The 13,104-nt window shown below is 56.0% G+C and carries 15 protein-coding genes; 3 read left to right on the forward strand and 12 right to left on the reverse strand.

The window, feature by feature from the left end; genetic code table 11:
- Positions 1 to 59 precede the first annotated feature (59 nt).
- The 11 genes from HMPREF9538_RS24030 to HMPREF9538_RS23980 form a co-directional block, all read right to left on the reverse strand.
- The gene (locus tag HMPREF9538_RS24030; RefSeq protein WP_002917923.1) at positions 60 to 428 is read right to left on the reverse strand and encodes a DUF805 domain-containing protein; all 369 of its coding nucleotides are present in this window, start codon (positions 426 to 428) and stop codon (positions 60 to 62) included.
- A 126-nt stretch (positions 429 to 554) separates the two neighbouring features.
- Positions 555 to 1,541 (reverse strand): glutathione S-transferase family protein, encoded by a 987-nt coding sequence (locus HMPREF9538_RS24025; RefSeq protein WP_002917922.1) that lies wholly within the window; start codon positions 1,539 to 1,541, stop codon positions 555 to 557.
- Positions 1,542 to 1,621: 80 nt separating this feature from the next.
- Positions 1,622 to 2,014, reverse strand: coding sequence for a DoxX family protein (locus HMPREF9538_RS24020; protein WP_002917920.1), 393 nt, complete (start codon positions 2,012 to 2,014; stop codon positions 1,622 to 1,624).
- A gap of 345 nt (positions 2,015 to 2,359) precedes the next feature.
- Complete coding sequence (locus HMPREF9538_RS24015; RefSeq protein WP_002917918.1) at positions 2,360 to 2,656, reverse strand: YqjK-like family protein; 297 nt, start codon at positions 2,654 to 2,656, stop codon at positions 2,360 to 2,362.
- Positions 2,653 to 3,051 carry a phage holin family protein gene (locus HMPREF9538_RS24010; RefSeq protein ID WP_002917917.1) on the reverse strand — a complete coding sequence of 133 codons (399 nt, stop codon included), beginning with the start codon at positions 3,049 to 3,051 and terminating at the stop codon, positions 2,653 to 2,655. The genes HMPREF9538_RS24015 and HMPREF9538_RS24010 overlap by 4 nt, the downstream gene beginning before the upstream one ends.
- Before the next feature lie 2 nt (positions 3,052 to 3,053).
- The gene (locus HMPREF9538_RS24005) at positions 3,054 to 3,359 is read right to left on the reverse strand and encodes a DUF883 family protein (protein ID WP_002917916.1); all 306 of its coding nucleotides are present in this window, start codon (positions 3,357 to 3,359) and stop codon (positions 3,054 to 3,056) included.
- Positions 3,360 to 3,404: 45 nt separating this feature from the next.
- Positions 3,405 to 3,773 (reverse strand): DUF1090 domain-containing protein, encoded by a 369-nt coding sequence (locus tag HMPREF9538_RS24000; protein WP_004144860.1) that lies wholly within the window; start codon positions 3,771 to 3,773, stop codon positions 3,405 to 3,407.
- Between the two features lie 149 nt (positions 3,774 to 3,922).
- Positions 3,923 to 4,300 carry an EnvZ/OmpR regulon moderator MzrA gene (gene mzrA / locus HMPREF9538_RS23995; protein ID WP_004218213.1) on the reverse strand — a complete coding sequence of 126 codons (378 nt, stop codon included), beginning with the start codon at positions 4,298 to 4,300 and terminating at the stop codon, positions 3,923 to 3,925.
- A gap of 8 nt (positions 4,301 to 4,308) precedes the next feature.
- On the reverse strand, positions 4,309 to 4,971 hold the full coding sequence (gene yqjA, locus HMPREF9538_RS23990) for a DedA family general envelope maintenance protein YqjA (RefSeq protein ID WP_002917909.1): 663 nt from the start codon (positions 4,969 to 4,971) through the stop codon (positions 4,309 to 4,311).
- Positions 4,972 to 5,312: 341 nt separating this feature from the next.
- Positions 5,313 to 6,089, reverse strand: coding sequence for a transcriptional regulator ExuR (gene exuR, locus HMPREF9538_RS23985; RefSeq protein ID WP_002917907.1), 777 nt, complete (start codon positions 6,087 to 6,089; stop codon positions 5,313 to 5,315).
- Positions 6,090 to 6,216: 127 nt separating this feature from the next.
- Positions 6,217 to 7,518, reverse strand: a complete 1,302-nt coding sequence (locus HMPREF9538_RS23980) for an MFS transporter (protein ID WP_002917905.1) — start codon at positions 7,516 to 7,518, stop codon at positions 6,217 to 6,219.
- 480 nt (positions 7,519 to 7,998) lie between these two features.
- Here HMPREF9538_RS23980 and uxaC point away from each other — a divergent pair, with 480 nt between their 5' ends.
- The 3 genes from uxaC to HMPREF9538_RS23965 all read left to right on the forward strand — a co-directional run bounded on the left by uxaC (position 7,999) and on the right by HMPREF9538_RS23965 (position 11,601).
- Positions 7,999 to 9,411 carry a glucuronate isomerase gene (gene uxaC / locus HMPREF9538_RS23975; RefSeq protein WP_002917899.1) on the forward strand — a complete coding sequence of 471 codons (1,413 nt, stop codon included), beginning with the start codon at positions 7,999 to 8,001 and terminating at the stop codon, positions 9,409 to 9,411.
- Positions 9,412 to 9,429: 18 nt separating this feature from the next.
- Positions 9,430 to 10,917 (forward strand): UxaA family hydrolase, encoded by a 1,488-nt coding sequence (locus HMPREF9538_RS23970; RefSeq protein ID WP_002917898.1) that lies wholly within the window; start codon positions 9,430 to 9,432, stop codon positions 10,915 to 10,917.
- A 129-nt stretch (positions 10,918 to 11,046) separates the two neighbouring features.
- Positions 11,047 to 11,601, forward strand: coding sequence for a YgjV family protein (locus tag HMPREF9538_RS23965; protein ID WP_002917897.1), 555 nt, complete (start codon positions 11,047 to 11,049; stop codon positions 11,599 to 11,601).
- A gap of 15 nt (positions 11,602 to 11,616) precedes the next feature.
- On the opposite strand, the gene sstT is transcribed toward HMPREF9538_RS23965, so the two are convergent.
- Positions 11,617 to 12,864, reverse strand: a complete 1,248-nt coding sequence (gene sstT / locus HMPREF9538_RS23960; protein ID WP_002917895.1) for a serine/threonine transporter SstT — start codon at positions 12,862 to 12,864, stop codon at positions 11,617 to 11,619.
- Positions 12,865 to 13,104: the final 240 nt, after the last annotated feature.

A 13,104-nucleotide genomic window follows, 5' to 3' on the forward strand; every position in this document is an offset into this window, starting at 1 on the left:
TGGGTTTATTGAAGGCAAAAAAAAGCCCCCCCCCCCGGGGGGGGGGGGGGGCAGGAAGATTAGTAGGAAAAGGGTTTCGGATCGGGCCCGAAGCGATTATTGCCTTCGGTGCCGCGCTGGCAGTTAAAGATCAGGATCACCAGCCAGCCGATGACCGGGATCAACAGCAGCAATAGCCACCAGGCCGAACGATCGGTGTCATGCAGACGGCGAAATTGCACCGCCCACCACGGTAAAAAGACCAGTACGCCATAGATAGTGGTCAGAATGCCTTCGCCGCCAGCCCGCTGCCAGCCCAGCATTTTATCGATGATGCTCAATACGCCGGTCAGGATGAGGTTGACCAGAATAAACATCCAGTACTCTTTGCGCCGCGCACGGCCGCCAAATCCTATATAGTTTTTTAATACCTTGAGATACCAGTCCATTTCTACGCCTCAATTAACCGTCAATCACTTGTTTTTTAAGCGATCGCAATAAGAATAGACGTGAATGAATGGTGGGTAAATATCTGTTTTCTGAATTATTGGGCGCCATCACTGGCGCCCGACAGATCAACGGAAGCGCTGATCGCGACCGTGCGGTTCGTTGAGATCCTGCTGCGGCCCAATGGAAATAATACCGGTAGGGTTAATGGTTTTATGGCTGCGGTAATAGTGGTGACGGATATGCGGAAAACTCACCGTCTCGGCGATACCCGGCATCTGGTAGATGTCGCGCAGGAAACCGTACAGATTGAGGTAATCGCTGATGCGCCGTTTATCGCATTTAAAATGGGTCACATATACCGGGTCGAAGCGTACCAGCGTTGTCCACAGGCGTATGTCGGCTTCCGTTAGCTGATTGCCCGTCAGATAGCGATGCTGGCCGAGGATCTGCTCCAGCCGCTCCAGCGAGGTAAAGACCGCATCCACCGCTTCGTCGTAAGCTTGCTGGCTGGTGGCAAAGCCGGCTTTATACACGCCGTTGTTGACGTTGTCATAGATCCAGCCGTTCAGCTCATCGATTTGTTCCCGCAGCGCTGGCGGGTAGTAATCCCCGGCCCGGGCGCCAAGGCCATCGAAGGCGGTATTAAACATGCGGATGATTTCTGCCGACTCATTGCTGACGATGGTCTGCTGTTTTTTATCCCACAGCACCGGCACGGTCACGCGTCCGGTGTAGTGCGGGTCGGCGTGCAGATACAGCTGATAGAGAAAGTCATGCTGGTAGAGGGTATCGCCGGTGGCTTCCGGGAAGCTATCGTCAAAGGTCCAGCCGTTTTCCAGCATCAGCGGATTGACCACGGATACGGGGAGAAAAGGCTCCAGACCTTTTAATTTACGCATAATTAACGTGCGATGCGCCCACGGGCAGGCGAGAGAAACATACAAATGATAGCGATCCTTTTCCGCTGCAAAACCGCCTTCACCGCTGGGGCCAGCCGCGCCGTCGGCGGTCAGCCAGTTACGGAAGGCGGAAACGGAACGTTTAAAACGCCCACCGGTGGATTTTGTGTCATACCAGGTATCCTGCCAGACGCCGTCGACTAATTGTCCCATCTTTGCTCCTCCTTCAGACTACAGATAGCAAAAGCGAGGAGTGGTCTCCTCGCTTTTTTCATTCATTCAGTATAGTGCGCTTACCATTTCTTATTCAGTACACGGTCAATACTGAAGGCGCCCGGTCCGGTAATGGCCAGCAGCAGGTAACCGCCCGCAATGGTCAGGTTCTTCATGAACATCAGGGAGTTCACGCCTTCCGCAAAGTTGCTATGGAACAGGAACGCGGTCAGCAGCGTAAAGCCCGCAGTGAACAGCGCGGTGGTCCGGGTCAGGAAACCGAACAGAATCGCCAGACCGCCGCCGAACTCAAGGAGGATGGTCAGCGGCAGCAGTGCGCCCGGGACGCCCATGGCTTCCATATACTGCTGGGTTCCCGCATAACCGGTGATTTTGCCCCATCCTGCAGTGATAAACAGAATCGGCATCAGAATACGCGCTACCAATACACCAACATCTTCTAATTTTTTCATTTGTTACTCCAGAAAACCCAAAGGGCGGCGGTTTTGTTTTTTAGTGCAATCCCGCGTAGTTACGCGGTGTTGCTGTCGATGGAGAGGATAGTAGCGAGGCGGAGAGGGAATTGTTAGCAAGGAAAACTGTAGATCTATTTCAAAGTTTCTGAGCAATCAGTACGCGGAGGCGAAAGAGTACCGAACGCGATGGGCCACCACCGGTCCTGGTATGGCGTAAGGTAAAGGGCGTCGTAGAGAAGGGCGCGCTACGGAAAAGGCGCATGTTGCTGCGAACAGCGTGCAGTAAGGGACAGGGAAATGGCAGAGCGTGGGCGCCAGGGAAAGCGCCCACGCTCAGGGCCGCTAGCGAACTGCCGACTGGCGCAGGATCCCGCGCACCAGGCGCCAGGTGCTCCACAGTCCGAGTCCGCGTTTGGTCCAGCGCATTAAAAAATGCGGATGTCGTACGGACCATACGGCCATCAGACCGCTGCCAACCATCAGCCACGAACGTAAACTCAGCAGCGTATGCCAGCCGCGGTCGAGGGGCGCAGTCGCCTCGTGCCAGTGACGGCGGCAGGCGCTGAGCTCCAGCCGTTGCTGCTGGATCTGGCGCAGCAGCTGCGTCTTTTGCCGTTCACGCTCCTGTCGGCCATTCACGATTTATCCTCCTCCAGAAGGGCACGGTCGTTCTCCAGCTCTTTACGCGTTAGACGCAGCAGCGTGGAGCGGCGCGCCTTACGTAGGGTTAGGATACCCACGATCGCGGCGGCGAGGAGCAGCACAACGGTGGTGGCGATCATCACGTGCAGGCGGTACTGAGCGTCAACGGCCCAGATAACCAGCACCAGCAGACTCATGAGGCCAAACGCGGCAAACAGCAGCGTCAGTCCGGTCATGATCAGCAGCTGGAAGAGGTTGGCTTTCTCCTCCTCCAGCTCCACGACGACCAGACGCAGCCGCGTTTCCACCATTTCGACCAGCAGCGTGACGATGCGCTGACCAATGGAGAAAACGCGCTGACCCGGTCCCTGCGTGTGTTGAGTATTCGCCATAATCAGCGACGCGACAGCAGGACACCCAGCACCAGCCCGACGGCGGCGCCAATTCCTACCCCAGTCCACGGATTTTCGCGAACATAATCATCCGCTCGCGCGGCGGTCTCACGAGTTTGACGAAGAATCGCTTCGCTGGTTTCACCCAAACGAGCGCGGCTCTCTTTCAGCGCGCTCTCGGCTTTACTGCGCAGTTTACCCATCTCTTCTTTCGACTTGTCCGCCGAGGAATTTAGTACTTCCTCCAGGGTATCCGCCAGCGTTTTCAGTTCTGCACGAAGGTCGTCAGTCACATTCTCTTTAGCCATGTCGTTCTCCTGTAGCGTGGTCCGTGTTGCGAAAGTTAATGGTGATTAGTAATCCCGAGACTCCAGCGTTTTTAACTCCTGTTGCGCTTCATTGAGTTTATGCTGGCGTTTGTTAATTTTGTCCGCATCGCCTTTCTTCCGGGCTTCCTGCAGATCGCGCTGACGTTCAGCGATCTCTTCCCGCTGTTTGGCAATTTTTTGCTGATGATCGGCTTTGAGTTTACTGTCGCTACAGTTTTCCCGAACCTGACGTAGCGCGGTATTTAGCCCATCAATGCGACTTTGATTATGATGCTTTTCGGCGTAGCTGATCTCTCGTTGAATATCCTGCTCTTTTTCCTGGCAGGGAGAGGCGGCTAGGGCGCTGGCGCTAAGTGAAGTCAGGACCAGAAGCAGAGCGATGCGGTGTTTCATGGATAGTACCTTCCATTGTCTGAGGGGATACCCGGAGGATATACCCGTTCCCGTTGGTGAACGTGAATGCGTTGATTCCCGCAGGTTTAAGCATAGTAACAAATGCGGGAAACCACCAGACTGGGTTAAAAACGCAGTCTGGCGGCAGCTTACCCGAGGCGATGCGGCGCGTCGCGCAGGCGGGATAGCCAGGCGGTGGGCGAGTTATCGTCCTCCAGCAGGGCAATAATATAACCATGTGGCAGAGCGCGGCCGAGAACTTCTTTCGCCGCCGCGCCCTGGGCGGTGGAATCGAACTTAATCAGCAGACCATCCTTCTGCGGCGTGATGCTTTTAAAGCGGATGCCGTTGGCATCGAGATGATGCCAGACGGAGAAACCGTCCGGCATTCCGATACCCTGGCCAACCGGGCGTATCGCCAGCGTGGCCTCCTGCTGCTGCACCGCCAGCCAAAGCCAGAACAGGGCGCCGAGCAGAAGAGAACCACCCAGCAGCCAGCTGAACTGGCGCAGGGAAGGGCGTTTCATGACCATCATTAGCCCCGGCTTCTGTATTTTTTCTTCCACAGCACCACCAGCGAGCCGATCAGTCCGAAGACCAACAGGGCAACCGGCAGGAGCATCAGGCAGGACATCAGCTGATCTTCATACTTGAGGAATACCGGGGTTTTACCCAGCAGATAGCCAAGCGAGGTCAGGATGAGCACCCACAGCAGGCCGCTCATCCAGTTGAAAAACTGAAAACGGGCGTTATTAAGGCCGGAAAGCCCGGCGATGGTGGGCAGCAGCGTGCGTACGAAGGCGATAAAGCGGCCGATCAGCAGCGCGGAGAGCCCATGCTTATGAAACAAGTGATGCGCACGCTGGTGATAGTGCGAAGGCAGGTGTGACAGCCAGTTTTGCACGATCCGCGTATTACCCAGCCAACGCCCCTGAATATAGCTTAGCCAGCAGCCGAGGCTGGCGGCGGCGGTGAGCAGCAGCAAGGTTTCCGGAAAACCCATCGCCCCTTTGGCGATCAGCACGCCCACGAGCACGAGCAGACTATCCCCCGGTAAAAACGCGGCAGGCAATAACCCGTTCTCAAGGAACAAAATCATAAACAAGACAAAATACAGCATGCCTATCATGGAGGGATTCGCGAGCGTTTCGTAATCCTGAGCCCACAAGGCATTCAATAACTGGGTAAATAGTTCCATTCACGATTCCTGGTACATCGGTTAACGGCACGTCTGAGCGCGTGGCATATAGGGCGACAAGATTTTTATGAGATTATGGTCGCTGCTTAGGCGCTCTGAACGCTTCCCTGTATAAGACTGAAGTAAGTAAATACCTACCCCCCAGAACGACAAAATGCATCTAATTGTAACAAATCACCTGACTTTCCGTCAGAGAAATTGCAACGTGTTGCTCGTTGATTTTGCTGATTGCGGAGATGGGAGGCGAGAGGATTTACACAGGCTGACACTATATATGACTTGCTTACTCCAGCCTCACTGTCAGACAGGCGCGCAGGGGGGCGCGCCGGAGGGATAAGGCCTTATTTCGCGCCGTTGACTGCGGTATCGAGATGAACGACTGGGTTTTCGGCAAATAAGTAGCGATCGGCATTAAATTCAAAGTCATCGCTGGTTTCGTTAAACAACATTTGCTTGGTATTTTCCAGATGCTGCCACATCGCCAGCTTGGCGGCGTTGGGATCTTTTCGCAGCAGAGCTTTCAGGATCTGATCGTGGTCGTCGCACCAGTTATCGACCGTACGCAGGTCGATATGCTCATGCAGCTTTTTCCAGTAGGGGTTATGCACGCGCTGGGTCCACATCTTTTCCACGATCGCCGCCAGCGCGCTGTTCTGCGTCGCCAGCGCCACCTGGACGTGAAACTGCAGGTCCCACTCGGAGTCGCGGAAACATTTCTCGTTACGCGCTTTCTCCTGAATCTCCATCAGCTTCATGATGTCCTGTTTGGTCACCTGAGTCGCCGCGAATTCGGCAATATTGCTTTCAATTAGCTGCCGCGCCTGCAGCAGTTCAAAGGGGCCATAGTTGGCGAACTCAAGGCTTTCATCGGCCACCTGCTGGTATTTCGGATGGTTGGAGATAACGTGGATACCCGACCCTTTGCGGACTTCGACATACCCTTCCACTTCCAGCATGATAATGGCTTCACGAACCACGGTGCGGCTGACGTTTTTTTCATCGGCGATGAAGCGCTCGGCGGGCAGCTTATCCCCTACAAGGTAGACACCTTGTTCGATGCGCGTCTTCAGCTCAGCGGCAAGCTGCTGATATAGACGGCGTGGTTCAATGATTTCCATATTCGCTCCCGGAAGATGGCGACAATATTCGATTTGTTATACCACTTTTACGCGCTTTCCACCACTGGCAGGCATGAAAAAGCCGCCTGAGAAGGCGGCTTGATCGGCGATTACCTTGCCATTCGATCTAACTCTGCGTGACCGGTTTGCGGCTGCTAAGCGGCGTCGAGTCATCGTCAGCCGGTTTGTTTTTCAGCACCGTCCAGATAACCAGCGCGCCCAGCAGGTCAAAGACGGCCAGTACCGCAAACAGCGGGCTAAAGCCGATGGTGTCTGCCAGCGCGCCGACGACCAGGGCGAACATGGTGCTCGCTAGCCAGGCGGCCATCCCGGTCAGACCGTTGGCGGTAGCGACTTCGTTACGGCCAAAGACGTCGGAAGAGAGGGTAATCAGCGCCCCGGACAGCGCCTGGTGAGCGAACCCGCCGATGCACAGCAGGGCAATCGCCACGTACGGGCTGGTGAACAGGCCGATCATCCCCGGGCCAATCATCAGCAGGGCGCCCATGGTGACCACCATTTTACGCGACACGATCAGGTTGACGCCAAACCAGCGCTGGAACAGCGGCGGCAGATATCCGCCGACGATGCAGCCGAGGTCGGCGAACAGCATCGGCATCCAGGCGAACATGGCGATCTCTTTCAGGTTAAAACCGTAAACTTTGAACATGAACAGCGGGATCCAGGCGTTAAAGGTCCCCCAGGCCGGCTCGGCGAGGAAGCGCGGCAGGGCGATACCCCAGAACTGACGGTTGCGCAGGATTTGCCACGGCGACATTTTCTTCGCGTTATTGGTCTGATGCTGAGACTCCTGACCGCCAATGATGTAGTCACGTTCTTCGTCAGATAATTTTTTCTGGTCGCGCGGGTGTTTGTAGAAGATAAGCCAGGCGATGGCCCAGGCGAAGCTCAATACCCCGGAGATGATGAACGCCATCTGCCAGCTGTGCATGACAATCGCCCACACCACCAACGGCGGCGCGATCATGGCGCCAATAGAGGAACCCACGTTGAAGTAGCCCACCGCGATAGAGCGCTCTTTTGCCGGGAACCACTCTGAGCTGGCCTTCAGGCCGGCGGGGATCATTGCGGCCTCCGCTGCGCCGACTGCGCCACGGGCCAGCGCCAGTCCACCCCAGCTGCCGGCCAGCGCCGTTGAGCCGCAGAATACCGCCCAGGCGATGGCGAAGAAGGCATAGCCAATTTTGGTCCCCAGAATATCAAGGACATACCCCGCGACGGGCTGCATAACGGTATAGGCAGCGGAATAGGCTGCAATGATATAGGAGTACTGTTGGGTCGAAATGTGTAACTCTTCCATCAGCGTCGGCGCGGCCGCCGCTACGGTGTTACGGGTCAGGTAGCCCAGCACGGTGCCCAGCGTCACCAGCGCGATCATGTACCAACGTAACCCTTTAATTTTACGCATGTAAACCTCATCGTCTGTTATCTTTCCGCATCAGGTGCGGCCTTTACCGAGCGCAATAAGCGGCCGGGAAAGCGAAACGGAGGATTCAGGAGGGTAGTCCCCTCTGGCCTGAACCTTACCATCAGTTGTTATGTTGAAAGTCGGTATCCATTCCGTATAAGCCGATGCCATAAGCACCGGTAATGCATTCCGTCGGTTTATATGTTGCGACGGCAGAAAGATAACTTGTCATACAACTTTAAAAGTTGAGAGCTGTCACAAAAGTGGGAAAGTTAGTGTGGTCTTTATCCCTTGCCTGGAAAGCCAGAGATGGCGCGCTCTGGCGAGGTGTTTTGCTCCAGGGCGGTCATTTTTTTATCGACGTTTGTTGATCTAACTCACGAAAAACAGTTCGGTCTGTAGAAATTGGTGTGATAACTTTGTCAGCATTGTAGTCAATCATCTGAAAGGCTCCCGCACTGGAGCGAAGAGGACACGCGAATGACATCGTTTATGACTGAAGATTTTCTACTTGATACCGAGTTTGCCCGCCGTCTGTACCATGATTACGCCAAAGATCAGCCGATTTTCGACTACCACTGCCACCTTCCGCCGCAGCAGGTTGCCGAAAACTATCGCTTTAAAAACCTGTATGACATCTGGCTGAAAGGCGATCACTATAAATGGCGCGCAATGCGCACTAACGGCGTGCCGGAGCGTCTGTGTACCGGTGATGCGTCCGATCGCGAGAAATTTGACGCCTGGGCGGCCACGGTTCCACACACTATTGGCAACCCGTTATACCACTGGACCCATTTAGAGCTGCGTCGACCTTTTGGTATTACAGGTAAGCTGTTGTCGCCATCCACCGCCGATGAGATCTGGGACCAGTGTAATGATTTGCTGGCTCAGGATGCCTTCTCCGCCCGCGGAATCATGAAGCAGATGAATGTGAAGATGGTCGGTACCACCGACGATCCGATTGATTCTCTTGAGCACCACGCGGCTGTCGCCAAAGACAACTCCTTTGACATCAAAGTGCTGCCGAGCTGGCGCCCGGATAAAGCCTTCAACATCGAGTTGGCGACCTTCAATGATTATATGGCTAAGCTGGGCGAGGTATCCGATACCGATATTCGCCGCTTCGCTGACCTGCAAAGCGCCCTGACCAAACGTCTGGATCATTTTGCCGCACACGGCTGCAAAGTCTCCGATCATGCGCTGGACGTGGTGCTGTTTGCCGAAGCGACCGACGCCGAGCTGGATGACATTCTGGCGCGCCGCCTGGCTGGCGAGACCCTTAGCGAACACGAAGTGGCGCAGTTCAAAACCGCGGTGCTGGTGTTCCTCGGCGCAGAGTATGCCCGTCGCGGCTGGGTCCAGCAGTACCACATTGGCGCGCTGCGTAACAACAACCTCCGTCAGTTCAAACTGTTAGGGCCAGACGTCGGCTTCGACTCGATCAACGATCGTCCGATGGCGGAAGAGCTGTCTAAGCTGCTGAGCAAGCAGAACGAAGAAAACCTGCTGCCGAAAACGATTCTCTACTGCCTGAACCCGCGTGATAACGAAGTGCTGGGCACCATGATCGGTAACTTCCAGGGTGAAGGCATGCCAGGCAAGATGCAGTTCGGCTCCGGCTGGTGGTTCAACGATCAGAAAGACGGTATGGAGCGGCAGATGACCCAGCTGGCGCAGCTCGGGCTGCTGAGCCGCTTCGTCGGGATGTTGACCGACAGTCGCAGCTTCCTCTCCTACACGCGCCACGAATACTTCCGCCGCATTCTGTGCCAGATGATCGGCCGTTGGGTGGCTGCCGGCGAAGCGCCTGCGGATATCGCGCTGCTGGGCGAGATGGTGAAAAACATTTGCTTTAACAATGCGCGTGACTATTTCGCCATTGAACTGAACTAAGGCCAGAGGTCGGTTGATATGCAATACATCAAAATCCATTCGCAGGATAACGTCGCGGTCGCGCTGACGGATATCGCTGCCGGTAGCGTGGTGACGATTGATAATGACTCGGTCACCCTCGGCCAGGATATCGTTCGCGGCCACAAGTTTGCACTGCGCGCTATCGCGAAAGGGGAAAACGTCGTTAAGTACGGGTTGCCGATTGGCCATGCGCTGGCGGATATCGCGCCGGGAGAGCATGTTCATGCGCACAATACGCGCACCAATCTCAGCGACCTTGACGCGTATCGCTATCAACCGGACCTGGTTGCCCAACCGCCACAGCCTGCGGATCGCGAAGTGCAGATTTATCGTCGCGCCAACGGTGACGTCGGCGTGCGCAATGAGCTGTGGATCCTGCCGACCGTCGGCTGCGTCAACGCGATGGCCAGACAAATGCAGAACCGTTTCCTGAAAGAGACGTATGGCGCTGAGGATATCGATGGGGTACATCTCTTCAGCCACACCTATGGCTGCTCGCAGCTGGGGGACGATCACATCAACACTCGCACCATGCTGCAAAATATGGTTCGTCACCCGAACGCCGGGGCGGTGCTGGTGGTTGGCCTTGGCTGTGAAAACAACCAGGTGGAGGCCTTTCGCGAGACGCTGGGCGAGTTTGACCCGCAGCGCGTGCACTTTATGGTTTGCCAGCATCAGGACGATGAAGTGGAGGCGGGGGTTGAGCATCTGCATCAGCTGTATGAAGTGATGCGTCAGGATAAACGCCAGCCGGGCAAGCTCAGCGAGCTGAAGTTTGGCCTCGAGTGCGGGGGATCGGACGGCCTGTCGGGCATTACCGCTAATCCGATGCTGGGCCGCTTCTCAGACTATGTGATCGCCAACGGCGGCACTACCGTGCTGACCGAAGTGCCGGAGATGTTCGGCGCTGAACAGTTGTTGATGAGCCACTGCCGCGACGAAGCGACCTTCGACAAGCTGGTGACCATGGTCAATGACTTTAAGCAGTACTTTATTGCTCACGACCAGCCTATTTACGAAAACCCCTCGCCGGGTAATAAGGCCGGAGGGATCACTACCCTCGAAGATAAGTCGCTGGGCTGTACTCAGAAAGCGGGCTCCAGCCAGGTGGTGGATGTTCTGCGCTACGGCGAGCGCCTGAAGGTTCATGGTCTGAATTTACTGAGCGCGCCGGGCAACGACGCGGTCGCCACCAGCGCGCTGGCCGGCGCCGGCTGCCATATGGTGCTGTTCAGCACCGGTCGCGGCACGCCGTACGGCGGCTTTGTGCCAACGGTGAAGATCGCCACCAACAGCGAGCTGGCGGCGAAGAAAAAGCACTGGATCGACTTTGATGCCGGACAGCTGCTCCACGGCAAAACGATGCCGCAGCTGCTGGAAGAGTTTGTGGATGCCATTGTAGCCTTCGCCAACGGTAAACCGACCTGTAATGAGCAGAATGACTTCCGCGAGCTGGCCATCTTTAAAAGCGGTGTTACCCTGTAAAGGCGTATTTGCGTTGGCGCCCAGAGGCTTGGTTTGTGTATCGGCCTGATAGCGTAGCGCCATCGGGCTCGTAACAGCGGCGTTTCAGCCTGTGAAGCGCCGTTTGTTTTTTTCAGTCAGGGAGCTTACATGACCGCGTATTGGCTGGCCCAGGGGGTCGGCGTCATCGCCTTTCTTATCGGCATTACCACCTTTATCAACCGCGATGAACGCCGTTTCAGGCTACAGCTGGCGGTCTATAGCGCTATTATCGGCGTTCATTTTTTCCTGATGGGCGCCGGGCCGGCTGGAATGAGCGCCGGGCTCAATGCGCTTCGCACGGTCATTTCCTTACGCACCCGTAGCCTGTGGGTGATGACAGTCTTTATCCTCCTGACGTTGATTCTCGGCCTGGGTAAACTGCAGCATGCCATGGAGCTGCTGCCGATCATTGGCACCGTCGCCAGCACCTGGGCGCTGTTTCGCTGCAAAGGGCTAACCGTCCGCTGCGTGATGTGGTGCTCCACCGCCTGCTGGGTCACGCATAATCTGTGGTTGGGTTCCATTGGCGGGACGCTGATAGAAGGCAGTTTCCTGATCGTCAACGGGCTGAATATCATTCGCTTCCGCCGGATGCAAAAGCGCGGTATCGATCCGTTTAAGGTTGAAAACGCAGTACAGGAAGAGAGCCCCTCCGCCCGATAGCGGAGGGGAAAGGCGTTATCCGCGCAGGGCGTTTTTCGCCAGCTGGTCGTCTTCCGCCATGCAGGCCGCGGCGGTAAACAGGGCGTCGGTGGAGGAGTTCAGCGCGGTTTCGCAGGAGTCCTGCAGCACGCCGATAATAAAGCCAACGGCAACCACTTGCATCGCCACATCGTTCGGGATCCCAAACATATTACAGGCCAGCGGGATCAGCAGCAGCGAGCCGCCCGCCACGCCGGAGGCGCCGCAGGCGCACAGCGAAGCGACCACGCTCAGCAGCAGCGCCGTCGGCAGATCCACCGGAATATTCAGCGTATGCACCGCCGCCAGCGTCAGCACGGTGATGGTGATTGCCGCGCCTGCCATATTGATGGTCGCCCCCAGTGGAATAGAGACCGAATAGGTATCGCGATCCAGATTCAGCTTCTCGCACAGCGCCATATTCACTGGAATGTTGGCGGCGGAGCTGCGGGTGAAGAACGCGTAAACGCCGCTTTCGCGCAGGCAGGTGAGCACCAGCGGATAGGGGTTGCGGCGGATCTTCCAGAACACCAGCAGCGGATTAATCACCAGCGCTACCAGCAGCATACAGCCCACCAGCACCAGCAGCAGCTGGGCATAGCCCCACAGGGTCTCGAAACCGGTGGTCGCCAGGGTGGAAGATACCAGGCCGAAGATCCCCAGCGGCGCAAAGCGGATCACCACTTTAACGATAAAGGTCACCGCGTGGGAGACGTCGTTGATCAGGTTTTTGGTGGTGTCGTTACCATGACGCAGGGCGAAGCCAAGCCCCACCGCCCACACCAGAATGCCGATATAGTTGGCGTTCAGCAGAGCGTCGATCGGGTTGGACACCATGCTCATCAGCAGGCCGCGCAGCACCTCAACAATCCCCGACGGCGGCGTGATGCTGTCGGCGGCGGTGGTTAAGTGCAGGGTCGAGGGAAAGAGAAAACTGAACAACACCGCGGTCAGCGCCGCGCTAAAGGTGCCCAGCAGATAGAGAAACAGAATGGGGCGTATACTGGTTTTTTGTCCGTGCTGATGGTTGGCGATCGAGGCCATGACAAGCATCAATACCAGCACCGGCGCTACCGCTTTTAACGCGCCGACGAACAGGGTCCCCAGCAGACCGACGGCGATAGCCGCAGGCTTAGAGACCAGCGCCAACAGTACGCCAAGCACCAGGCCGATTAAAATTTGTTTCACCAGGCTGCCTTGCGCCAGGCGGGAGAGCCACCCTGATGAGGGAGTGCGTGTTGTCATAATTCATTCCTTCCAGTGATGTAGCAAGCCATCCCAGCCACGTATTATTTTTTACGTTTATGTCAGGATGTAAGTAGATGTTTGCATAGTCGAGTATACGGAAAGAAAGACTGGCGGGAAGCGTAAAATACTGTGATTTTAATATGGATCTTATTTTTTAACTGCGTAGTAACATAATTGTGACATGAGCAGGTATTCTCGTTACGAGAACGTCTGCTATAGCTGATTACCCCCCCCCCG

This window comes from Klebsiella sp. MS 92-3 (genome assembly GCF_000195655.1).
GTDB lineage: Bacteria > Pseudomonadota > Gammaproteobacteria > Enterobacterales > Enterobacteriaceae > Klebsiella > Klebsiella pneumoniae.